Raw genomic sequence first — 21,348 nt, forward strand, 5'->3', positions numbered from 1 at the left:
CCGGCTAGCCGCTAGCTCGCCGATACGGCGTTATTTCAAGCGGCGCTGCTGATAGACCGCGTAGGCCAGCCCGCTGGCGCCGGTGAGCAAGGCCGGCACCAGCAGCAGGTTTTCACCCAGATACGGAAAACCGCCACCTCCCGCCACCGCGCCGGCCAGGTAGCCCAGGCAGATCAGCAGATACAGATTGCGCCGCCGCGCATCCGTCGCGAGTCCGCGCAGGCGCTGGCCCAGCATGATGCCCAGGTCGGTCACGATGCCCGACAGATGGGTGGTGCGCAGCACGTGGCCGCTATAGGTGCTGGCCATCGCGTTCTGCAGACCGCAGGCAGCACTGGCCAGGCAGATGCCGGCGGTGCTGTGCTGGCGCAGCAGCGGAATCGACAGCAGCAGCAACAACGATTCCAGCATCAGGGCCACGCCGTAGCGGCGGCCCAGGCGCAAGGTGCTGTCGCGCAGCAAGGCGCCGCTGGCAGTGGCGCCGACGAAGAAACTGGTGAGAAACAGCAGCAACTCGATGGCAACGGCAGACTCGCGCCCGGCCAGGGCGACGCCGAGCAAGGTCGTGGTGCCAGTCAGGTGGGTGATGGCCTGGTGGCCGAAGGCGAGAAAACCGACGGCGTTGACCATGCCCGCGACCAGGGCCAGGGCGAAAGCGCCCAGGCCGACCCAGCGCGGCAGCGACGCGATCATCAGTCCTTGACGGGATGTACTTCGGCTGCCGGCTTCACCTCGCCGATCACGTCAACGCCGGCGGGCGGCTTGAAGCTGAACTGCTCGGCGGCGAGCCTGGGATTGCGCTGCCAGTTCGAAAAGCGCGTCTCGGTGCGATTGCCCAAGGTGTCCTTGAATTGCATGCGGCTGAGCACGACGGCACCGTTGCACGCACCGGCGGCCGCGTCGGCGCAGGCCAGGCCGAGATCGGCGTACTCGAACTGCGGCTCTTTCGCCTTGGATTTCAGGCGCAGCCAGAGCAGGCCTTCGCGTTCGCCCTGCTCGCTGGCGGAGAAATCGCGATCGAGCAGGCCGGCATCGGTCAGCAAGGTCAGTGGGCTATGCGCCTCTTCCAGGCTTTGATTGCGCACGGTGACCTGTTCCAGGTCCGGATCGTAGATCCACACGTGCATGCCGTCGGCGACGATCAGCTGCTGGTACGGCTTGGTCACGTCCCAGCGGAACTGCTTGGGCGCCTGTACCGCGAGCGTGCCGCTGGATTTCTTGCCCGGCTGGTCGTTCGGGTCGAATACGCTTTGCTCGAAATCAGCCGAGACGGTCTGCAGTCCCTTGGCGAAGGCATCCAGGCGCGCGCGCGCGGTTTCGGCGGAGGCCGTGCTCGCGGCGGCGCAGAGCAGGCAGAGTGCAAGCAGTCGGTTCGGCATGGTGATCATTCGCTGTTAATGGAGGTCGCGCCCTGGACCGGCAGCCGGCGCCCAGGTTCCGCTGCCGCCGCACCGGCGTTCAGCCTGGCAGCGGCGATGTGATCTGCGCCGGTGTGCGAGGGACGGCGGGCGTGATTCACTGGCGCTTCGTCCCTGGTTGAAATGCATCGAAGTCGTTCAATTGCCGGCTCAACGCTCCGGCGGCGGCGGCGCCAGCACGGTACGGTTGCCGTTGTGCTCCGGGGCGCTGACCACGCCCTGCTGCTCCATCAGCTCGACCAGGCGCGCGGCGCGGTTGTAGCCGATCTTCAGGCGCCGCTGCACACCGGAAATCGAGGCGCGGCGCGACTCGGTCACGATGCGCACGGCCTGATCGTACAGCTCGTCGTAGTCGGAATTGCCTTCGCTGATTTCCTCGGGCAGGCCGGTTTCGCCGATGACCTTGCCGTCGCCGGTGGTCTGCACTTCCTCCAGCACGCCGACGATGTATTCCGGCTTGCCCTGGGCACGCAGCCACTGCACCACGCGATGCACTTCGTGGTCGTCGACGAAGGCACCGTGCACGCGCTCGGGCGTGGCCGTGCCCGGCGGCAGGTGCAGCATGTCGCCATGGCCGAGCAGGGCTTCGGCGCCGGACTGGTCGAGGATGGTGCGCGAGTCGATCTTGCTGGATACCTGGAACGCGATGCGGGTGGGGATATTCGCCTTGATCAGGCCGGTGATCACGTCCACCGACGGGCGCTGCGTGGCCAGGATCAGGTGCACGCCGGCGGCACGCGCCTTCTGCGCCAGGCGTGCAATCAACTCTTCCACTTTTTTGCCGACGATCATCATCATGTCGGCGAATTCGTCGATGATGATGACGATGTAGGGCAAGGGCTGCAGCGGCTCGGCGCGGCGCTCCGGCTGCGAGGCGTCGGGGCGGAATAGCGGGTCGAGCAGAGGCTGGCCGGCGTCTTCGGCTTCCTTCACCTTCTTGTTGAAACCGGCCAGGTTGCGCACGCCGACCGCGGCCATCAGGCGGTAGCGCCGTTCCATTTCGGCCACGCACCAGCGCAGCGCATTGGCGGCTTCCTTCATGTCGGTGACGACGGGCGCAAGCAGATGCGGAATGCCTTCGTAGACCGACAGCTCCAGCATCTTGGGATCGATCATGATCATGCGCACATCGCGCGGACTCGCCTTGTACAGCAGGCTCAGCACCATCGCGTTGACCGCCACCGACTTGCCTGAGCCGGTGGTGCCGGCGACCAGCAGGTGCGGCATCTTGGCCAGGTCGGCCACGGTCGGGCGGCCACCGATGTCCTTGCCCAGGGCCAGGGCCAGTGGCGATTTCATCGCGTCGTACTTGTCCGAGCGCAGGATCTCCGACAGATAGACCATCTCGCGCTTGGCGTTGGGAATTTCCAGGCCGATCACGTTCTTGCCCGGAATCACGTCGACTACGCGCACGCTGACCACGGACAGGCCGCGGGCGATGTCCTTGTCGAGATTGCTGATCTGGCTGCCGCGCACGCCGGCGGCCGGTTCCATTTCGAAGCGCGTCACCACCGGGCCGGGGAATACACCGACTACCTGGGCCTCGATGCGGAAATCCTTGAGCTTGAGTTCGACCTGGCGCGACAACACCGCCAGGGTTTCCGCGGAATAGCCGGCGGCCTGCGGCTTGGGCTCGTCCAGCAGCGACAGCGGCGGCAGTTCGCCGTCGACGGGCGCGCCGACGAACAGCGGAATCTGCTGCTCGCGCTCGGCGCGCTCACTTTTTTCGATGGTGGGCGCGGCGGGCTTTTCGATCCGCACCGGCTCGCGCTTGGCCTGCTTCACCGTCTCGACCTTGCGCACTTCCTCGCGTTCGCTGCGCGCGGCGCGGGCCGCGCGCACATCGTCGGCTTTCTTCAGATTGCCCAGCAGCCAGGTACCGCCAGCCACGATGCCGCGGCCGATGGAGTCCATCAGCTTGAACCAGGACAGGCCGGTGGCCAGCGTGACCGCGACCAGGAATACCGCGAGCAGGAACAGCGTCGCACCGAGGAAACCGAAGCCGTGCAGCAGGCCGCCGCCGACCATCTTGCCGAGAATGCCGCCGGCCTTTTCCGGCAACTGGCTGGGGCCGGTGAAGTGCAGATGGGCCAGGCCGCTGCCGCTGAGGAAAAATGCGACGAATCCGGTCAGGCGCAGCGACGGTTCCAGTGCCGAGTTCGGCGCGTCCGCCCGCGGGCGCAGGATGCCGGCGCCGACGGCCAGCAGCAGCAACGGAAATACGTAGGCCAGGCCGCCGAAGAAATACAGCGACAGATCGGCGATCCAGGCGCCGACGGCGCCGCCGAAATTATGAATATGCTCGGGTTCGCCAGCATGCGACCAGCCCGGATCCTGCGGGCTGTAGCTGAGCAAACAGGCCAGCAGGTAGACGACGACCGGCAACAGCAACAGGAACGCGACTTCGCGCAGGCGTTTTTGCAACTGCTCGCTGCTGCTGGTGGCCGGCATGGCTTTGGGAGGGCGTGACACCGCTGGACTATACCTCAAGAAATTGCCGCAAGGCGTTGTTCACGCAACAATTGTACGCACCGAAAACGCGCATGCCGGAAAAATGAATCCCCGCCGTAGCGGGGATTCGAAGGATACGCGAACTGGATGGCCAGGCTTACAGCATGCCCTTGAGCGCCGGATGAACGATCTGCCCGCCGTCGACATTGATGCCGCGCTTGAGTGCTTCGTTCTCGCGCCACTGCGGACCGGCACCCATGCGCTGCACGTAGGGCAGGATCGCCGCCGAAATGGCCTGCGACGAGGTCTGCGGCACGGCGCCGGGCATGTTGGTGACAGCGAAGTGAGTGACGCCGTCGACCACGTAGGTCGGCTCGGCCCAGGTGGTCGGACGGGCGGTTTCGAAGCAGCCGCCCTGGTCGATGGAAATGTCGACCAGCACGCTGCCGGCCTCCATCGTCTTGACCATGTCGCGGGTGACCACGTGCGGCGCCTTGGCGCTGGGAATCAGCACGGCGCCGACGACCAGATCGGCCGTGGCGACTTCGCGCGCGACGTATTCCTCGTAGGGATACAGCGCGGTGACGTTGGTGCCCAGGGCCATCATCTGCGCCAGACGGTCCGGGCGCTTGTCGAATACCACGACATTGGCACCGCCGGCCGCGGCCAGCGCCGCCGAATTGCCGCCGGCTGCGCCGGCGCCGAGAACGACGACCTTGCCGCGCTCGGTAGCCGGCAGGCCGCCGAGCAGCTTGCCCTTGCCGCCCATGGGCTGGTGCAGCAGGTGGGTGCCGACCTGGATGGCGATGCGGCCGGCGATGATGGACATCGGTGCCAGCAGCGGCAGCGAGCCGTCGGTTTCCTCGACGGATTCGAACGCGACACCGGTCAGGCCGATGTCGAGCAGGCGCCGGGTCAGCTCGGGCTCGGGCGCCAGATGCAGATAGCAGAACAGCTGGTGATGCTTGCGCAGGCGCTCCAGGTCTCCCTTGATCGGCTCCTTGACCTTGACGATCAGCTCGCCGCATTCGTACAGCGCGTCCGCATCGGCGGCGATCTTCACGCCGACGCGGGTGAAATCGGCGTCGGAAAAGCCGCTCTTGACGCCCGCGCCCGCCTGCACATAGACCTCGTGACCGCGCTTGACCAGGTCCGCACAGGCGGCCGGCACCAGCGCGACGCGGCCTTCCAGAGTCTTGGTTTCCGACGGAATACCGATACGCATTGCAATTCCTCGTGGTGTGGATAGCTCATTCTTCGTCGTGACGCTGCGAGCCCTCCCGAGCTGCGCACCTGCTCTTGAATCGTTGTCGCGTTCTCCCCATCCTTGCGGGTTCTTGGTGACCCGAACGCCAGCCGCCACGCACTCTCTCGAGGCTGGCACCAGCGCACAAGGACTGAGGACAACGGAACGACCCGGCTGCAACAAAAACCGCTGTGGCCCGGTCGCATGAATCGACACGTTCAAGGCCGCGTTTTTGCGGCGAGGGATTATACATGAGCACCCCCAAGCACAGTCGCCTGCTGATCCTCGGTTCCGGTCCTGCCGGTTATACCGCGGCGGTGTATGCGGCGCGTGCCAATCTGAAGCCACTGCTGATCACCGGCATGCAGCAGGGCGGCCAGTTGATGACGACCACCGAGGTGGACAACTGGCCCGGCGACGTGGAGGGCTTGCTGGGTCCGGCACTGATGGAACGCATGCAGAAACATGCGGAACGTTTCGATACCGAAATTTTGTTCGACCACATCCACACGGTCGACCTGAACCAACGTCCGTTCAACCTGGTCGGCGACAGCGGCAGCTATACCGCCGATGCGCTGATCATCTGCACCGGCGCCACGGCGAAGTATCTTGGCCTGCCGTCGGAAGACCGCCTGCGCGGCCGCGGCGTGTCTGCCTGTGCGACCTGTGATGGCTTTTTCTTCCGCGACCAGGAAGTCGCCGTGATCGGCGGCGGCAATACCGCGGTGGAAGAAGCTTTGTACTTGGCCAACATTGCCAAAAAAGTCACAGTTGTACACCGCCGCGACAAGTTCCGTGCGGAGAAGATCCTGCAGGACAAATTGTTTGCGAAAGAAGCCGCCGGAAAGGTCGAGATCGTTTGGAATCACGGCGTCGACGAAGTGCTCGGCGACGACAGCGGCGTAACCGGCGTGCGCCTGCGCAACCTGCAGGACAACTCCAGCCGCGACCTCGCCGTCAGCGGCATGTTCGTCGCCATTGGCCATACCCCGAACACGGCCCTGTTCGACGGCCAGCTGGATATGAACAATGGCTACATCCGCATCCACAGCGGACTCGAGGGCGGCGCCACCGCCACCAGCGTGCCCGGCGTGTTTGCCGCTGGCGACGTGGCCGACCAGGTCTATCGCCAGGCGGTGACTTCGGCCGGTTTCGGTTGCATGGCCGCCCTGGACGCGGAAAAGTACCTGGACAAGCTGGGCCTGGCCTGAGCCGCGGCCGCGAGGTCGCCCATGTCCGGTCCGCTGCGCCTGCGTGTACACGAGGGCCTCGACCAGATTCCCGCCGCGGACTGGGACGCCCTGCGCCCGGACGACAACCCGTTTCTCGCCCATGCCTTCCTGGCCGGGCTGGAACGGCAGGGTTGCATCCAGCCCGAACTGGGCTGGCAACCCTGGCACCTGGGCGCCTATCGCGGCGAAACGCTGGTCGGCGCCCTGCCCTGTTATCTCAAGGGCAATTCCCACGGCGAGTTCGTGTTCGACTGGTCCTGGGCCGAAGCCTATGCGCGCTACGGCCTGGACTACTACCCCAAACTGCTGGCCGGCGTGCCCTATTCGCCAGTGACCGGGCCGCGCCTGCTGGCACGCGACGAAACCGTCGCCCAGGCCCTGCTGCTGCAGTTGCGCAGCGAATGTGCGCGCCGTCGCTTTTCCTCGGCCCACGTGAATTTCGTCGACTCGGTGCAAGCGCCCTGGTTCGACAGCGAACACTGGCTGGAACGCAACGACTGGCAATTCCACTGGCACAACGCCGGCTATCGCGATTTCGACGATTTCCTCGCCGCTCTGCTGCCGAAAAAGCGCAAGAACCTGCGCCAGGAACGCGCCAAGGTAGCTGCCCAGGAAGTGGAACTGCTGACCCTGCACGGCGATGAGCTGAGCGACGAGGATTGGCGCTTCGTCCACACCTGCTACAGCGCAACGTTTGAGGAAAAAGGCAATTATCCCGCCCTGACCGAAGGCTTCCTGCGCCATCTTGGCCAGACCATGCCGCGCTCGCTGGTGGTGTTTATGGCTCGCCGCCGCGGCCAGCGCCTGGCCATGGCCTTGTGCCTGCGCAGTTCCAGCACGCTGTACGGCCGCTACTGGGGCAGCCTGGAAGAAGTACCCGGCCTGCATTTCGAAACCTGCTACTACCAGGGCATCGAATACTGCCTGCGCGAAGGACTTTCCCGCTTCGAACCCGGCGCCCAGGGCCAGCACAAGATCGCCCGCGGTTTCCTGCCGCAGCGCACGCGATCGTTCCATTACATACAACGGGAAAATTTCCGCTCCGCCATTCGCACGGCGCTGCAGGCCGAACGCGACGATCTGCAGCGCTGGGGCGAGCAGCTGCAGTTGCAATCGCCGTTCGCCGCCGCCGTGGCGCAGCTGTCCGCATGATCCGCATCGCGATACTGCGCGCCGGCAGGCGTGACGCCTTTCCGCCGGTCGAGCAGGCTCTGGCCGACCCCAACGGCCTGCTCGCCGCCGGCGGCGACCTCAGTCCGCAGCGCCTGCTCGATGCCTACGCCCAGGGCATCTTTCCGTGGTTTTCCGACGGCGAGCCGATACTCTGGTGGTCGCCCGACCCGCGCATGCTGTTCGACACCAGCGCCATGCACCTGCCGCGCAGGCTCAGGCGCTGGCTGCGCGACTGCGACTGGCAGATCCACGCCGATCGCGACTTTGCCGCGGTCATGCGTGCCTGCGCCGCGCCGCGCGCCGGACACAGCGGCACCTGGATCACCGATGCCATGCTCGATGCCTACCAGCAGATGCATCGCCTTGGCCACGCGCATTCGGTCGAGGTGTATGCGGACGAAACCCTCGTCGGCGGCATCTATGGCGTCGCCATCGGCCAGATGTTCTTCGGCGAATCCATGTTCAGCCGCGCCAGCAACGGTTCCAAGGTAGCCTTGCTGGCGCTGGCCCGCCTGCTGCGCCGGCGCGGCTGGCCGCTGATCGATGCGCAGGTCAGCTCCGACCACCTCACCACCCTGGGCGCGTTCGAACTGCCGCGCACCGAGTTCGGCCGGCGTATCCGCGAACTGGGACAGCGCCCGGGCCGCATCGGCAGCTGGGAAGCGGACTGCAGCGGCTGGCGCGGAGCCGATCTGTTGCAGGAATGAGACTACTGCCGCAACCGCTTGCTTCCCGTCAGACGCCTAACGTGGCATCATCCCGCGCCGCTCTGCCAGGGGCTTGAAAAGGGGACAAGTCGCCCTTTCTCAATGCAGCGGCGCAGGCAAGGCTTGCGCACCCGCCGGGTGAGGCCGGCACAGCGGCCGCCATTGCGGCGAATTACTCCGGTACAGCGCCAGTAGCCTTGATTCCCCAAGGTTTCTGCTGCGACCACAGCCAATACGAAGGGCCAATGTCCAAAGACGATGTCATCGAGATGGAAGGTACGGTGCTTGAAACCCTGCCCAACACCATGTTCCGCGTGAAGCTGGAAAACGGCCACGTGGTTACCGCCCATATTTCGGGCCGCATGCGCAAGAACTACATTCGCATCCTGACCGGCGACAAGGTCAAGTGCGAAATGACGCCTTACGACCTGACCAAGGGTCGCATCACCTATCGCATGAAATAAGCAGGCAACCATGCGCAGCGTCGCCAGACCGTCGACTCTGCTTGCCTGCGCACTGCTGCTCAATGCCTGCAGCGGGGCCGAATCCGGTTCCCGCCTCCCCTGGCTACCGTCGTCCGACGCTGCCGCCCGCCTGCAAGGCCTCTGGTACGGCAACGCCACCGTCGCTGGCGAAGGCACACCCGGAGACGTGCTGCTCGTGAACAACAGCGATGGCAGCTTCGTCGCTTATTTCCGCCTTTGCGCCCAGGGTGCCGTGGACTGGGTGACGGTCGAAACTGGCACCTGGTCGCTATCCGGCAACGTGCAGACATCCGTCACTCTGAGCGTGGACGGGCAGGAAGCTCCCCGCACGGACTACTTCGTGGAACGCTACCGGCTACGCTGGCTGGATGCCGATACCGTGGAAAAAACCCTCGAGCGCGACGGAACCTTGTTCAAGTCCAGGCGCGTGCGTGCCGGGTTCCAGCTGCCGCCCGAGCCCTGCAAGAACCTCTGACCACAGTCACGCACACGAAAAAGGCCCGGATGCGATCCGGGCCTTTTGCTGTTGCCGTCTGAAGCCTGCGCCTATTCGACCGTTGCTTCGACTTTTTCGTCGGCCTGCTCCACGCGCACGTCAAGCTTGCCGTCGGCAACCGAGAGGAATACGCGTCCGCCGTCCACCAGCTTGCCGAACAGCAGTTCGTCGGCCAATGCACGCTTGACGTTGTCCTGGATCACCCGCGACATCGGCCGCGCACCCATCTGCGGGTCGAAGCCGTGCTCGGCCAGCCAGCGCCTTGCGTCGAGGTCTACGTGCAGCGCGACGTGCTTCTCGTGCAGCTGCGTTTCCAGCTCGATCAGGAACTTGTCCACAACACGCAGGATGTGCTCCAGGTCCAGCGCACCGAACTGCACGATCGCGTCGAGGCGGTTGCGGAATTCCGGCGAGAACTGGCGGCGGATCGCCTCCATCGCATCGGTGGCGTGGTTCTGCGCAACGAAGCCGATGGTACGGCGCGCCGCCTGGGTGGCACCGGCATTCGTCGTCATCACCACGATCACGTTCTTGAAGTTGGCTTCGCGACCGTTGGTGTCGGTCAGCGCGCCGCGGTCCATCACCTGCAACAGGATGTTGAACACATCCGGATGGGCTTTCTCGATCTCGTCCAGCAGCAGCACGCAATGCGGATGCTTGACGATCTGCTCAGTCAGCAGGCCGCCCTGGTCGAAGCCAACATAGCCCGGAGGTGCGCCGATCAGGCGCGACACCGAATGCGCTTCCATGTACTCGGACATGTCGAAGCGGATCAGCTCGATACCCAGCTGCAGCGCCAGCTGGCGCGTGACTTCGGTCTTGCCCACGCCGGTCGGGCCGGCGAGCAGGAAACTGCCGATCGGCTTGGTCGCATTGCTCAGGCCGGAGCGTGCCATCTTGATCGCGCTGGCGAGCGAATCGATGGCCTGATCCTGGCCGAACACGACCATCTTGAGGTTACGGTCCAGGTTGCGCAGCACGTCGCGGTCGGAAGCCGATACCTGCTTGGGCGGGATACGGGCCATGCGCGCGACGATGAATTCGATCTCGGGCACGTCGACGAGCTTCTTGCGCTCTTCTTCAGGCACCAGGCGCTGGCGCGCACCGGCTTCGTCGATCACGTCGATGGCCTTGTCCGGCAGCAGGCGGTCGGCAATGTGCTTGACCGACAGGTTGACCGCAGCGAGCAGGGCGTTGTTGGTGTATTCGACGTTGTGGTGCTCTTCGAAGCGCGAACGCAGGCCTTTGAGGATCTCGAACGAATCGGCGATCGACGGCTCGACTACGTCGATCTTCTGGAAGCGCCGCGCCAGCGCGCGGTCCTTCTCGAAGATGGCGCGGTATTCCTGGAACGTGGTGGAACCGATGCAGCGGATCTCGCCGGAGGCGAGCATGGGCTTGATCAGATTGGACGCGTCCATGGTGCCGCCCGAGGCCGAACCCGCACCGATGATGGTGTGGATCTCGTCGATGAACAGCACGGCCTGAGGCTCTTTCTTGAGCTGGCCGATCACCGCCTTGAGGCGCTTTTCGAAATCGCCGCGGTATTTGGTGCCGGCCACCAGCGCGCCGAGGTCCAGCGCATAGATGGTGGCATCCTTGAGCACTTCCGGTACGTCGTTCTCGACGATGCGCTTGGCCAGCCCTTCGGCCAGGGCCGTCTTGCCGACGCCGGCCTCGCCGACATAGAGCGGGTTGTTCTTGCGCCGGCGGCACAGCACCTGGATGGTGCGTTCCACTTCCTCGGCACGGCCGATCAGCGGATCGATCTTGCCCTGGCGCGCCAGCTCGTTGAGGTTGGAGGCGAACTCGGTCAGCGGATTGCCCTTGGGCTCGCCGCCTTCCTCGGCCTCGCGCTCGCTGCCGCCGCCGGGCTGCTGCTGCGGCTCGTGGCCGATCTTGGCAATGCCGTGGGAAATGTAGTTGACCACGTCCAGCCGGGTGATTTCCTGCTGGTTGAGGAAATACACCGCGTGGGAATCCTTCTCGCCAAAGATGGCGACCAGCACGTTAGCGCCGGTGACTTCCTTGCGGCCAGAGGATTGCACGTGGTAGACGGCGCGCTGCAACACGCGCTGGAAGCCCAGCGTCGGCTGCGTATCGCGTTCGTCGCTGGGCGGCAGCACCGGCACGGTCTCGGCGATGATCGCCTTCAGTTCCTTGCCTAGCTTGCCGATGTCCGCACCGCAGGCCCTAAGCACGGCGGCGGCAGACGGGTTTTCCAACAAAGCCAGCAGCAGATGCTCCACTGTCATGAATTCGTGGCGCTGCTCGCGTGCATCCTTGTAGCACTGGCCAATGGTGAGTTCGAGGTCTTTGCTGAACATGCCTTACCCCTGTATCAGGATGCGCCGGAGATGGGGACCACTCAGGCTTTTTCCATGGTGCACAACAACGGATGGTGGTTGGAACGTGAAAATTCGTTGACCTGAGTGACTTTGGTTTCTGCCACTTCCCGCGTATACAGCCCGCATACGCCACGGCCGCGCAAATGAACGCTCAGCATCACCTCGTGCGCGCGCTCGTAGGCGAGGCCAAAAAAGGACTGCAGGATATGGACCACAAAGTCCATGGGCGTGTAGTCGTCGTTCAGCAAAAGGACCTGGTACATGGGCGGCCGCGCCAATTCCGGGCGCGCTTCTTCGACCGCAAGGCCATGTTCGTGATCTGGACGATCTTCGGTATTGCCTGACATGGTTCGACCGCATTCCTGTGCCTGAATCGAGTATAGCGCCGCTAATGGTGGCTTTAGCGGGCTTTGCAAGGTCGCCGGGGAACAGGCGTCGCTCGTGTAACATTGGCCGAATGACTCCCGCAAACCCTGCCTCCGGCGCTGACGACGATGCGATCTGGCGCCCCCGTGTCACCGTTGCGACTATCGTGCCGAAAGACGGCCGTTACCTGCTGGTGGAAGAGCATGTACATGGCCGGCTACTGCTGAACCAGCCCGCCGGCCACCTGGAGCCGGGTGAGTCGCTGCTTGAGGCAGCCCGGCGCGAGACCCGCGAGGAAACAGGCTGGGATGTCGAAATCGTCAGCCTGGTCGGTGCGTACCAGTGGAGCAATTCGCCGCAGAACCGGCATTTCCTGCGCTTTACCTTTGCTGCCGCAGCGCTTCGCCACCATCCGGAACAGTCTCTCGACCAGGGCATACAGGCGGCGCTGTGGCTGAGCCGCAGCGAGATCGAGGCCGCCGGTGCGCGTCTGCGCAGCCCACTGATCCTCGCCAGCATCGACGCCTGGCTCGGCGGCCAGCGCCTGCCGCTGACGGCGCTGGACTACCGGACCGATTGATGGCGACGGCACGTGGCTGAGCCCCTGATCATGCTTGGCGTCTCCGGCGGCGTGGACTCCTCCGTCGCCGCGCTGCTGCTCAAGCGCCAGGGCCGCAACGTCGCCGGACTGTTCATGAAGAACTGGGAAGACGACGGCCGCCTGGGCGAATGCGACGCGGACCGCGACCGGCTCGATGCCCTGCGCGTCTGCGCAGCGCTGGAGCTGCCGTTCCATGCGCGCAACTTCGCCGGCGAATACTGGGAGCAGGTGTTCACGCATTTCCTGGCGGAGTATCGCGCCGGGCGAACGCCGAATCCGGACGTACTGTGCAATCGCGAGATCAAGTTCCGCACCTTCCTGCAGCATGCACGCGAACTGGGTGCCGACAAGATCGCGACCGGCCACTATGCCCGCGTCGCTGAAAGCGACGGACGCCACCGTCTGCTACGTGGGCGCGACGACAACAAAGACCAGAGTTACTTTCTTTACACCCTGGGCCAGGAACAGCTGGCCGCTACCGAATTCCCCATCGGCGAGCTGCCCAAGCCGCAGGTGCGCGAACTTGCGCGCGAGGCCGGACTGGTCACGCATGCGAAGAAGGACTCGACCGGCATCTGCTTTATTGGCGAGCGCGACTTCCGCGCGTTCCTGGCCCAGTACATTCCTGCCCAGGCCGGAGAGATTCGGACAGCAGACGGCACTTTGCTCGGCCAGCACCAGGGCGTGATGTATTACACCCTGGGCCAGCGCCAGGGCCTGGGCATAGGCGGGCGCCGCGATGCCGGCAGCGAGCCCTGGTACGTCGTCGGCAAGAACGTCGCCGACAAGATTCTTTACGTTGCCCAGGGCAACAGCAATCACTGGCTGGATTCGTCGCGCCTGCGCGCCAGCGAAGCCAGCTGGACTGCGGGCAGCCCACCGCCAGATGGTTTTCGCTGTACCGCCAAGACCCGCTACCGCCAGACCGACCAGCCCTGCACGCTGGAATTTGCCGTCGACGGCCTCATGGTGACATTCGATACCGCGCAGCGCGCAGTGACGCCCGGACAGTCCATCGTTTTCTACCGCGAGGAGGAATGCCTGGGCGGCGCCATCATCGACGCCACTGACGCACCTTACGGCGGCCTACAGGGATGAAAGCATGAACGAAGCACAAGTCGTCGCACTAGCCGGGGTGTTCCAGTCCGCCGCGCTGGTGCGGGCGACAGCCACCACCGGATCGCAGGACGCGAGCGCCCTGGAGGCCAGCATTGCCAGCATCCTGCGCATCGACGTGAACGACGCGGCCGAGGCCTTCGGCGGCGTGGTCGGCGTGCGCATGGGCCTGGAGGCGCTGATCCAGCAACTGGAACGCAATCCGGGCGAACTCGCCATCAGCCAGATCGCGGTGTCGGTACTGCGCGTGGAGCGCAAGCTTTCCGGCCGGCCGGGCATGCTGCAGACACTGCGCGAAGGCATCGAAGCGATCCAGCGTCAGGTCGACCACCTCGGCGTAGTGCACACCAGCGTGCTGGCGCGCCTGTCCGAACTGTACGCTTCCACCTTGTCGAATCTGCGGCCGCGCGTCGTGGTACAGGGCAATCCGCTCTATCTGCAGCAGTCGGCACAGGTGGAGCGAATCCGCTCCACACTCCTCGCCGGGGTGCGCGCCGCCGTATTGTGGCGTCAGCTGGGCGGCAGCCAATGGCATCTGCTGTTCAAGCGCAAGCAGGTGGTGATGCTGGCGCGTGGCCTGCTGAGCCGGGCCAAGCTCGACGGCGGCTGAGATGAACTGGCCGAATTGAATCGGTCCAGCTGTTCCGGCTCGCGTATGCTCGTGCCGGTCGACCATCCAGCGATATGCCATTGCGGCACAAGGGCGACCAAAGTCGACGCGAAAGCCTCCAGTAAAACGCTCGTTTGAGGCATAATGTGCCGCTTTTTTTCGGGGTAGCCGCCGGGCCGGCCCGACTGTTCCGGCCGCCCGCGCATGTACTGCCCCCGCCCCACTCGGTTCCAGCCGCTGCACGCCAGGAGAACGGAATGAAAGACTCTTTCTCGACCAAGACCTCGATCGAGGCCAATGGTCAGCGTTACACCATCGCCAGCCTCGCCAAGCTCGGCGAGCGCTATGACCTCAAGCGCCTGCCGTTCTCCATGAAGATCCTGCTGGAGAACCTGCTGCGTCACGAGGACGGCGTGAATGTCACGGCGAAAGAGATCGAAGCCGTCGCCAACTGGAACCCCACGAAAGAACCGGATACCGAAATCTCGTTCATGCCGGCCCGCGTCGTGCTGCAGGACTTCACCGGCGTGCCCTGCGTCGTCGACCTTGCCGCCATGCGCGATGCCGTCGTCAAGCTCGGCGGCGACGCCAGCCAGATCAATCCGCAGATTCCGTCGGAACTGGTCATCGACCACTCGGTCCAGGTCGATGTATTCGGCAAGCCCGAAGCCCTCGATCTCAACGGCAAGATCGAATTCGGCCGCAATATCGAACGCTATTCCTTCCTGCGCTGGGGCCAGAACGCGTTCGACAACTTCAAGGTGGTGCCGCCGAATACCGGCATCGTGCACCAGGTCAATCTGGAAAACCTCGCCCGCGTGGTAATGACGCGCAGCATCGGCGGCGAAAGCTGGGCCTTCCCGGACACGGTCTTCGGCACCGACTCGCATACCACCATGATCAACGGCATCGGCGTGCTCGGCTGGGGCGTCGGCGGCATCGAAGCAGAAGCCGCGATGCTGGGCCAGCCGTCCTCGATGCTGATTCCGCAGGTGGTCGGCTTCAAGCTCAGCGGCAAGCTGCCCGAAGGCGCGACCGCGACCGACCTCGTCCTCACCGTCACGCAGATGCTGCGCAAGCACGGCGTCGTGGGCAAGTTCGTCGAATTCTACGGCGACGGCCTGGATCACCTTGCCCTGGCCGACCGCGCCACCATTGCCAACATGGCGCCGGAATACGGCGCGACCTGCGGTATCTTCCCGATCGACGGCGAAGCGCTGAACTACATGCGCCTGTCCGGTCGCGACGAAACGCTGATCAACCTGGTCGAAGCCTATGCCAAGGCCCAGGGCCTGTGGCGCGAAGCCGGCCAGGCCGAAGCGGAATACAGCTCCAGCCTCGGCCTCGATCTGGCCGACGTGAAACCGTCGCTCGCCGGCCCGAAGCGCCCGCAGGACCGTGTGCTGCTGGAAAATGTCGAAGCCAATTACCGCGAAGCACTGGCACCAATGTCCGATGCACGCGCCGCCAAGTCCAAGTCGGCGACGCCGGGCTCGGCCAAGGTGTGCAAGGACGGCAGCGAATACACCTTGAAGGACGGCGCTGTCGTCATCGCCGCCATCACTTCCTGCACCAACACCTCGAATCCGGCCGTGATGCTCGGCGCCGGCCTGCTCGCACGCAACGCCGTGGCCAGGGGCCTCAAGGTTGCGCCCTGGGTCAAGACCTCGCTCGGACCGGGCTCGCTGGTCGTGACCGACTATCTGAAGAAGGCCGGCGTGCTCAAGCACCTGGAGCAGCTCGGCTTCTACGTGGTCGGCTACGGCTGCACCACCTGCATCGGCAATTCTGGTCCGCTGCCGGAAGAAGTCTCGGCCGGCGTGGCCGAAGGCGACCTGGTCGTCACCTCGGTGCTGTCCGGCAACCGCAACTTCGAAGGCCGTGTGCATCCGGAAGTGAAGATGAACTATCTCGCTTCGCCGCCGCTGGTCGTGGCGTATGCGATCGCCGGCACGGTCGACACCGACCTGAGCAAGGATCCGATCGGCCACGATGCTGCCGGTGCCGCCGTGTTCCTGCGCGACATCTGGCCGACCAACAAGGAAATCGGCGACACGATCGCCGCCACCGTCGGTCCGGAAATGTTCAAGAAGAACTACGCCGACGTATTCAAGGGCGACAGCCGCTGGAACCAGATCGCCTCGGCCGAAGGCGAGATCTATTCCTGGGACAACAGCTCGACCTACATCAAGAACCCGCCCTATTTCGATGGCATGACCATGCAGGTCGGCAAGATCGAAGACATCCACGGCGCGCGCGTGCTGGGCCTGTTCGGCGATTCCATCACCACCGACCACATCTCGCCCGCCGGCGACATCAAGGCCACCTCGCCCGCCGGCGCATTCCTGCAGGGTCGCGGCGTATCCAAGATCGACTTCAACTCCTACGGTTCGCGCCGCGGCAACGACGACGTGATGGTACGCGGCACCTTCGCCAACATCCGCATCAAGAACCTGATGCTGGGCGGCGAGGAGGGCGGCAACACTTACCATTATCCCAATGGCGACAAAATGTCGATCTACGACGCCGCCATGCGCTACAAGAGCGAAGGCGTGCCGCTGGTGGTGATGGCCGGCAAGGAATACGGTACTGGCTCTTCGCGCGACTGGGCCGCCAAGGGCACCATGCTGCTCGGCGTCAAGGCAGTCATCGCGGAGAGTTTCGAACGCATTCACCGCTCCAATCTGGTCGGCATGGGCGTGCTGCCGCTGCAGTTCAAGGACGGCGAGAACGCGCAGACGATTGGCCTCAAGGGCGATGAGGTGTTCGAGATTGCCGGTCTCAACGACGGCGAAGCCCGCGAGATCGAAGTCGTGGCGACCAACGCAGCCGGCGAAAAACGCTTCACCGTCAAGGTACTGCTGTTGACGCCGAAGGAAGTCGAGTACTTCCGCCACGGTGGCATTCTGCCCTACGTGCTGCGTCAGCTTGCTGCCGCGCCGAAGGCGGCCTGAGGCTTCGCGCCAGGCCGTTGGTAAGCGGTCGCCTTCTGCGTCGTGCGGAAGGCGTCCCGGCAAACTTCGCGACGTGCCGCCTTGAACAGGACGGCACGTCGCAGCAGCGGCGCGCCGCAATGGCCTGCCTACTTGTTGCGCTTCTGCGCCGCGCGCGATTCCGCTTTCCACATGCGCTCGTCGTAGAAAAATTCTTCCGCGCTGACGATCTGCAACTGCTCGAATGCGGGCGAAGCCGCGCGCAGCAGCACGTTGCGCTCGCTCGACGACAGTACGCTGGGTACGCTCAGGCCCAGCGCCTGGGAATGCCGCGCCCAGTGATCGCCGACGGCCCGTGCAGCCGAGGGATCTTCGCTGCGCCAGTCGACGGATTTGTCGCCAGCGACGTCCTCGAAGTTCTCCACCAGCGCGTCGTCAGGCAGTTGTATGCGCAGTTTCACGTGCGGAATCGTGCGGAATTCCAGCGCCAGGTGGACGAATTTTTCCAGCAGGGCCAGCGATTCGCCCGATGCGGTATAAAGGACAGCCGTGCCCGCCGAATGCCAGCGGCCAGGCCAGGCCTTGGCCCCTTCCACCGACAGCGGCGAACGCAGAAATTCCTTGCGGATGATGCGCCAGAGGATCACGGCACGATGCCGTGATAGATCTGCTCCAGCAGCAAGGTGACGGCTTCGGTACCGGCGGCGTTGTCGATCAGGTCCAGCGGAACACGCCCGCCCAGACCGGGCTGCGGCCGCGCCATCCAGGAACGCACATTCTCGTCGCTGACCAATACGCGCTGCGCCACGCCGAGCACGCCGATGATGCGATACAGCGCGTCGGCTTCCGCGCCGGTGAGATCGGCCTTGTCCTTGAAGCGTCGCTCCAGCGTGGACGGGCTGACGCGCAGCAGACGAGCCAGGCGTTCGCGCGGAATCCCCAGGGTGGCCACCGCGGCGTCGGCGACCGACAAGGCCAGGCCTTTGCGCAACAAGGCGTCAAATTGCAGGGCCGTAGCCGGTACGCGAAAGCGGGCAGTACTGCGGTTGGATTGCAGGAAACGCGAGACATCCACGGCCACGGCACTCATGCTTTACTCCCAAATGACAGTCAAGTATCCGTCAGATGGGGAATATACGCGGCGATTCCAGCCCACGCCAAGTCATCGAGGTTGCCGCGGCTGTGCATTTTTGTGGCATGGCGGAGCAAAATGGTGTCGGCGCAGTCGCTCCGGGCAGCGCTGCAGCGAACAGCCGCAGCAGCCCTGAACCTCAGCGCTGCTGCCAGCTCGCGCTGATGCATTGCCACTCGCCACCGTCCCGTTTCCAGCCCGACTCGATGTCGTAGATCGCTCCGCGCTCGGGAATCCAGCCGCCGCTGCCACCGGTCAGGGTCGCTGTCATCTTTGCCGTGGCGCGCTCACCCTGCAGATTCACCTCGATCGGCCCCAGCAGCACGCTGATCCCTTGGTTGCCGAGAAACTGCGCGCGCATCAGGTTGTGCATGGCCGCGCGATCAAAACTCGCATCGGTGCCGATGAAATCGGGCGCGATATGTTCCATGAAGGCACGCGGTTCGCGCTTTTCCACGGCCTGCTCCATCGCCGCGATCGCGGCGCGGATACGTTCCTCGTCCGGCGTCCGGCTGCAGCCGGCCAGGCCCAGGATCAGCAAAACCAGCAACAACAGACGGCGCATGCGCAGCTTTCCGGCAAGAGATCAAGCCCGATTGGCGCATAGACCGATTCTCGCTGCAATGCCGCTTGCTGCATTTTCCGCCCGTGTGCTCCAATCGGGCGCATACGCCGCTTGACGGTGGCGTTCCCGCCCTTCCCGCATTCGAGGCATCAATCCCGATGAGCATCCAACGCCCCTGGCTCGCGAACTATCCATCCGGCGTTCCGGCCGAGATCGATCTTCAAGAGTTTTCCTCGGTCGTTGCGGTACTGGAGTCGGCCTGCGAGCGATTCCGCCAGCGCCCGGCCTTTTCCAATATGGGCAAGGTGCTGAGCTATGACGACGTCGATCGCCTGAGCCGCCAGTTCGCCGCCTTCCTCACCGGCGATCTGGGTCTCAAGCGCGGTGACCGCGTCGCCCTGATGATGCCCAACGTGCTGCAGTATCCGGTGGCGATCTTCGGTGTGCTGCGTGCCGGCCTGACCGTGGTCAATACCAATCCCATGTATACGCCGCGCGAGCTGAAGCATCAGCTCAGCGATTCCGGTGCCGCCGCCATTGTGGTGCTGGACAATTTCGCCGCGACCGTCGCCGAAGTACTGCAGGACAGCGCCTGCAAGCACGTCATCACCACCGGCCTGGGCGACATGCTGTCGTTTCCGAAGTCGCTGGTTACCAACCTGGTGGTCAAGTACGTCAAGAAACTGGTGCCGGCCTACCAGATTCCCGGCCAGATCCGCTTCAACGATGCACTGGCCCGCGGTGCGAAGCAGACATTCCGACGCGCCGAGCTTACTCACGACGACATCGCCTTCCTGCAATACACCGGCGGCACGACAGGCGTGGCCAAGGGCGCCATGCTCACCCACGGCAACCTCGTCGCCAACATGCAGCAGGCCTCGACCTGGATAGGCCGCAACGCCAAGCTCGGCGAAGAAATCATCATCACGGCGCTGCCGCTGTACCACATCTTCGCGCTGACCGCGAACGGCCTCGTGTTCATGAAGTTCGGTGGCCTGAACTACCTCATCACCAATCCGCGCGACATGGCCGGCTTCGTCAAGGAACTGGGCCAGGTACCGTTCACCGCGATCACCGGCGTCAATACCTTGTTCAACGGCCTGCTCAACACGCCCGGCTTCGACCAGGTGGATTTTTCCCATCTGCACCTGACCCTGGGCGGCGGCATGGCGGTGCAGCGTGCCGTGGCGGAACGCTGGAAGAAAGTCACCGGCGTCACGCTGATCGAAGCCTACGGCCTGACCGAGACCTCGCCGGCCGCCTGCATGAACCCGCTGGATCTGCCCGAATACAACGGCGCCATCGGCCTGCCCATTTCCTCGACCGAGGTCTCCATTCAGGACGACGACGGCAACCAGCTGCCGATCGGCGAACGCGGCGAACTGTGCGTGCGCGGCCCGCAGGTCATGAAAGGCTATTGGAACCGCCCGGAAGAAACCGCCAAGGTGCTGACCGGCGAAGGCTGGCTGCATACCGGCGACATCGCGCGCATGGACGAAAAAGGCTACGTGTATATTGTCGATCGCAAGAAAGACATGATCCTGGTGTCAGGCTTCAACGTCTATCCCAACGAAGTCGAGGACGTGGTCGCCACCCATCCAGGCGTACTCGAAGTCGCCGCCATCGGCATACCCGACGAAAAGTCCGGCGAAGCCGTGAAGATCGTCGTGGTGAAGAAAGACCCGGCCCTGACCGCTGACGATCTGCGCGCCTATTGCAAGGCCAACCTGACCGGCTACAAGCAGCCGCGCTTCATCGAGTTCCGCGATACGCTGCCCAAGAGCAATGTCGGCAAGATCCTGCGGCGCGAATTGCGCGATACGCCGAAAACCGCGGCCTGACCACACCTGGTCAGGTGCAACAAAAAGCCCGCCGATGGCGGGCTTTTTGGTTTGGCAATTCTGCAGTTTTTCCGGCGTTCCGCCATCACGGCAGCGCCTTTCACTTCAGGCCGGAACGTCGATAACCGGGTGCGCGTCCAGGCTCAGTTGCGATAGGCCTCAATCGAATCCGCATAGCCGCCAAGCAGGTTCCAAAGCGGCTCTTCCTTGTTTTCCGGAATCCGCGCATAGGCGAAGCCGACACTTTCGTCGGTGACGCGGGCCACGGTCGCTTCGAGATGAATATTGAGTTCGTCGCCGATCATCATGTCCAGCACGAACATGTCACCAGCCTTGCCGGTGAAATGCTCGGGCCGGCGCACCAGCACGCCAGTAGCAGAGATGTCCTCCAACTCGCTGGACCACGCGTCGCCACCATGCATCATCATGACGGCCGAGCGGATCTTCATGCGAGCCGGGCGCATGCCCGTGCGCACGTTGCGTTCATTCATGCCTAGCATCCTGAAGCCCCCTGTGGTCTCGCTTCTTTTAGCGAAGCCTCGCGCCAAAATCAAATGGTTGCGAATCACAAATCGTGCCAAAGGCACACAAGCGGCCATCCTGGCGCCGGCCCTGGGGAATAGTCCGC

At 64.3% G+C, this 21,348-nt stretch carries 20 protein-coding genes; 10 read left to right on the forward strand and 10 right to left on the reverse strand.

Going from position 1 to position 21,348, the window contains the following annotated elements:
- Positions 1 to 30: 30 nt before the first annotated feature.
- The 4 genes from DFR29_RS18320 to ald all read right to left on the reverse strand — a co-directional run bounded on the left by DFR29_RS18320 (position 31) and on the right by ald (position 5,094).
- The gene (locus tag DFR29_RS18320; protein ID WP_133820083.1) at positions 31 to 693 is read right to left on the reverse strand and encodes a YoaK family protein; all 663 of its coding nucleotides are present in this window, start codon (positions 691 to 693) and stop codon (positions 31 to 33) included.
- A complete protein-coding gene (gene lolA, locus DFR29_RS18325) occupies positions 693 to 1,379 on the reverse strand; it encodes an outer membrane lipoprotein periplasmic chaperone LolA (RefSeq protein ID WP_133820084.1) in 687 nt (228 codons plus the stop codon). Before lolA ends, DFR29_RS18320 begins: the two co-directional genes overlap by 1 nt.
- A 189-nt stretch (positions 1,380 to 1,568) precedes the next feature.
- Positions 1,569 to 3,869 (reverse strand): DNA translocase FtsK, encoded by a 2,301-nt coding sequence (locus DFR29_RS18330; protein ID WP_133820247.1) that lies wholly within the window; start codon positions 3,867 to 3,869, stop codon positions 1,569 to 1,571.
- Between the two features lie 157 nt (positions 3,870 to 4,026).
- A complete protein-coding gene (ald, locus tag DFR29_RS18335) occupies positions 4,027 to 5,094 on the reverse strand; it encodes an alanine dehydrogenase (protein WP_133820085.1) in 1,068 nt (355 codons plus the stop codon).
- A 272-nt stretch (positions 5,095 to 5,366) separates the two neighbouring features.
- On the opposite strand from ald, the gene trxB reads away from it, so the two are divergent.
- From trxB to DFR29_RS18360, 5 genes are all read left to right on the forward strand, one after another.
- On the forward strand, positions 5,367 to 6,326 hold the full coding sequence (gene trxB / locus DFR29_RS18340) for a thioredoxin-disulfide reductase (RefSeq protein WP_133820086.1): 960 nt from the start codon (positions 5,367 to 5,369) through the stop codon (positions 6,324 to 6,326).
- Positions 6,327 to 6,347: 21 nt separating this feature from the next.
- On the forward strand, positions 6,348 to 7,499 hold the full coding sequence (locus DFR29_RS18345; protein ID WP_133820087.1) for a GNAT family N-acetyltransferase: 1,152 nt from the start codon (positions 6,348 to 6,350) through the stop codon (positions 7,497 to 7,499).
- Positions 7,496 to 8,227, forward strand: a complete 732-nt coding sequence (gene aat / locus DFR29_RS18350; RefSeq protein WP_133820088.1) for a leucyl/phenylalanyl-tRNA--protein transferase — start codon at positions 7,496 to 7,498, stop codon at positions 8,225 to 8,227. The genes DFR29_RS18345 and aat overlap by 4 nt, the downstream gene beginning before the upstream one ends.
- A 245-nt stretch (positions 8,228 to 8,472) precedes the next feature.
- The gene (gene infA, locus DFR29_RS18355) at positions 8,473 to 8,691 is read left to right on the forward strand and encodes a translation initiation factor IF-1 (RefSeq protein ID WP_133820089.1); all 219 of its coding nucleotides are present in this window, start codon (positions 8,473 to 8,475) and stop codon (positions 8,689 to 8,691) included.
- Positions 8,692 to 8,701: 10 nt separating this feature from the next.
- A complete protein-coding gene (locus DFR29_RS18360) occupies positions 8,702 to 9,187 on the forward strand; it encodes a lipocalin-like domain-containing protein (protein WP_133820090.1) in 486 nt (161 codons plus the stop codon).
- 71 nt (positions 9,188 to 9,258) lie between these two features.
- Here DFR29_RS18360 and clpA read toward each other — a convergent pair whose 3' ends face one another.
- Together clpA and clpS are read right to left on the reverse strand one after the other, a co-directional pair.
- Positions 9,259 to 11,535 (reverse strand): ATP-dependent Clp protease ATP-binding subunit ClpA, encoded by a 2,277-nt coding sequence (gene clpA / locus DFR29_RS18365; RefSeq protein WP_133820091.1) that lies wholly within the window; start codon positions 11,533 to 11,535, stop codon positions 9,259 to 9,261.
- A 41-nt stretch (positions 11,536 to 11,576) separates the two neighbouring features.
- A complete protein-coding gene (clpS, locus tag DFR29_RS18370) occupies positions 11,577 to 11,903 on the reverse strand; it encodes an ATP-dependent Clp protease adapter ClpS (RefSeq protein ID WP_133820092.1) in 327 nt (108 codons plus the stop codon).
- A gap of 110 nt (positions 11,904 to 12,013) precedes the next feature.
- Here clpS and DFR29_RS18375 point away from each other — a divergent pair, with 110 nt between their 5' ends.
- The 4 genes from DFR29_RS18375 to acnA all read left to right on the forward strand — a co-directional run bounded on the left by DFR29_RS18375 (position 12,014) and on the right by acnA (position 17,203).
- Entirely contained in the window at positions 12,014 to 12,502 is a 489-nt protein-coding gene (locus tag DFR29_RS18375) for an NUDIX hydrolase (RefSeq protein ID WP_133820093.1), read from the forward strand.
- Between the two features lie 30 nt (positions 12,503 to 12,532).
- The gene (mnmA, locus tag DFR29_RS18380) at positions 12,533 to 13,621 is read left to right on the forward strand and encodes a tRNA 2-thiouridine(34) synthase MnmA (RefSeq protein WP_133820248.1); all 1,089 of its coding nucleotides are present in this window, start codon (positions 12,533 to 12,535) and stop codon (positions 13,619 to 13,621) included.
- A gap of 4 nt (positions 13,622 to 13,625) precedes the next feature.
- A complete protein-coding gene (gene hflD / locus DFR29_RS18385; RefSeq protein WP_133820094.1) occupies positions 13,626 to 14,249 on the forward strand; it encodes a high frequency lysogenization protein HflD in 624 nt (207 codons plus the stop codon).
- Positions 14,250 to 14,506: 257 nt separating this feature from the next.
- Complete coding sequence (gene acnA, locus DFR29_RS18390; protein ID WP_133820095.1) at positions 14,507 to 17,203, forward strand: aconitate hydratase AcnA; 2,697 nt, start codon at positions 14,507 to 14,509, stop codon at positions 17,201 to 17,203.
- Positions 17,204 to 17,331: 128 nt separating this feature from the next.
- Here the strand turns inward: acnA and DFR29_RS18395 are convergent, their stop codons facing one another.
- The 3 genes from DFR29_RS18395 to DFR29_RS18405 all read right to left on the reverse strand — a co-directional run bounded on the left by DFR29_RS18395 (position 17,332) and on the right by DFR29_RS18405 (position 18,879).
- Positions 17,332 to 17,829 carry an RES family NAD+ phosphorylase gene (locus DFR29_RS18395; protein ID WP_166654192.1) on the reverse strand — a complete coding sequence of 166 codons (498 nt, stop codon included), beginning with the start codon at positions 17,827 to 17,829 and terminating at the stop codon, positions 17,332 to 17,334.
- Positions 17,826 to 18,272, reverse strand: a complete 447-nt coding sequence (locus DFR29_RS18400; RefSeq protein WP_133820097.1) for an antitoxin Xre/MbcA/ParS toxin-binding domain-containing protein — start codon at positions 18,270 to 18,272, stop codon at positions 17,826 to 17,828. Before DFR29_RS18400 ends, DFR29_RS18395 begins: the two co-directional genes overlap by 4 nt.
- 181 nt (positions 18,273 to 18,453) lie before the next feature.
- Positions 18,454 to 18,879 (reverse strand): nuclear transport factor 2 family protein, encoded by a 426-nt coding sequence (locus DFR29_RS18405; protein ID WP_133820098.1) that lies wholly within the window; start codon positions 18,877 to 18,879, stop codon positions 18,454 to 18,456.
- A 158-nt stretch (positions 18,880 to 19,037) separates the two neighbouring features.
- On the opposite strand from DFR29_RS18405, the gene DFR29_RS18410 reads away from it, so the two are divergent.
- A complete protein-coding gene (locus DFR29_RS18410) occupies positions 19,038 to 20,720 on the forward strand; it encodes a long-chain-fatty-acid--CoA ligase (RefSeq protein ID WP_133820099.1) in 1,683 nt (560 codons plus the stop codon).
- A 143-nt stretch (positions 20,721 to 20,863) separates the two neighbouring features.
- Here the strand turns inward: DFR29_RS18410 and DFR29_RS18415 are convergent, their stop codons facing one another.
- Complete coding sequence (locus DFR29_RS18415; RefSeq protein ID WP_243746102.1) at positions 20,864 to 21,211, reverse strand: PilZ domain-containing protein; 348 nt, start codon at positions 21,209 to 21,211, stop codon at positions 20,864 to 20,866.
- Positions 21,212 to 21,348: the final 137 nt, after the last annotated feature.

This window comes from Tahibacter aquaticus (genome assembly GCF_004363655.1).
GTDB lineage: Bacteria > Pseudomonadota > Gammaproteobacteria > Xanthomonadales > Rhodanobacteraceae > Tahibacter > Tahibacter aquaticus.

What these genes read in the sequence shown, in the direction of transcription:
- DFR29_RS18320 (WP_133820083.1), bottom strand. Translation starts at nt 693, where the DNA reads ATGATCGCGTCGCTGCCGCGCTGGGTCGGCCTGGGCGCTTTCGCCCTG.
- lolA (WP_133820084.1), bottom strand. Translation starts at nt 1,379, where the DNA reads ATGCCGAACCGACTGCTTGCACTCTGCCTGCTCTGCGCCGCCGCGAGC.
- DFR29_RS18330 (WP_133820247.1), bottom strand. Translation starts at nt 3,869, where the DNA reads ATGCCGGCCACCAGCAGCAGCGAGCAGTTGCAAAAACGCCTGCGCGAA.
- ald (WP_133820085.1), bottom strand. Translation starts at nt 5,094, where the DNA reads ATGCGTATCGGTATTCCGTCGGAAACCAAGACTCTGGAAGGCCGCGTC.
- trxB (WP_133820086.1), top strand. Translation starts at nt 5,367, where the DNA reads ATGAGCACCCCCAAGCACAGTCGCCTGCTGATCCTCGGTTCCGGTCCT.
- DFR29_RS18345 (WP_133820087.1), top strand. Translation starts at nt 6,348, where the DNA reads ATGTCCGGTCCGCTGCGCCTGCGTGTACACGAGGGCCTCGACCAGATT.
- aat (WP_133820088.1), top strand. Translation starts at nt 7,496, where the DNA reads ATGATCCGCATCGCGATACTGCGCGCCGGCAGGCGTGACGCCTTTCCG.
- infA (WP_133820089.1), top strand. Translation starts at nt 8,473, where the DNA reads ATGTCCAAAGACGATGTCATCGAGATGGAAGGTACGGTGCTTGAAACC.
- DFR29_RS18360 (WP_133820090.1), top strand. Translation starts at nt 8,702, where the DNA reads ATGCGCAGCGTCGCCAGACCGTCGACTCTGCTTGCCTGCGCACTGCTG.
- clpA (WP_133820091.1), bottom strand. Translation starts at nt 11,535, where the DNA reads ATGTTCAGCAAAGACCTCGAACTCACCATTGGCCAGTGCTACAAGGAT.
- clpS (WP_133820092.1), bottom strand. Translation starts at nt 11,903, where the DNA reads ATGTCAGGCAATACCGAAGATCGTCCAGATCACGAACATGGCCTTGCG.
- DFR29_RS18375 (WP_133820093.1), top strand. Translation starts at nt 12,014, where the DNA reads ATGACTCCCGCAAACCCTGCCTCCGGCGCTGACGACGATGCGATCTGG.
- mnmA (WP_133820248.1), top strand. Translation starts at nt 12,533, where the DNA reads ATGCTTGGCGTCTCCGGCGGCGTGGACTCCTCCGTCGCCGCGCTGCTG.
- hflD (WP_133820094.1), top strand. Translation starts at nt 13,626, where the DNA reads ATGAACGAAGCACAAGTCGTCGCACTAGCCGGGGTGTTCCAGTCCGCC.
- acnA (WP_133820095.1), top strand. Translation starts at nt 14,507, where the DNA reads ATGAAAGACTCTTTCTCGACCAAGACCTCGATCGAGGCCAATGGTCAG.
- DFR29_RS18400 (WP_133820097.1), bottom strand. Translation starts at nt 18,272, where the DNA reads ATGAGTGCCGTGGCCGTGGATGTCTCGCGTTTCCTGCAATCCAACCGC.
- DFR29_RS18405 (WP_133820098.1), bottom strand. Translation starts at nt 18,879, where the DNA reads ATGCGCCGTCTGTTGTTGCTGGTTTTGCTGATCCTGGGCCTGGCCGGC.
- DFR29_RS18410 (WP_133820099.1), top strand. Translation starts at nt 19,038, where the DNA reads ATGAGCATCCAACGCCCCTGGCTCGCGAACTATCCATCCGGCGTTCCG.
- DFR29_RS18415 (WP_243746102.1), bottom strand. Translation starts at nt 21,211, where the DNA reads ATGAATGAACGCAACGTGCGCACGGGCATGCGCCCGGCTCGCATGAAG.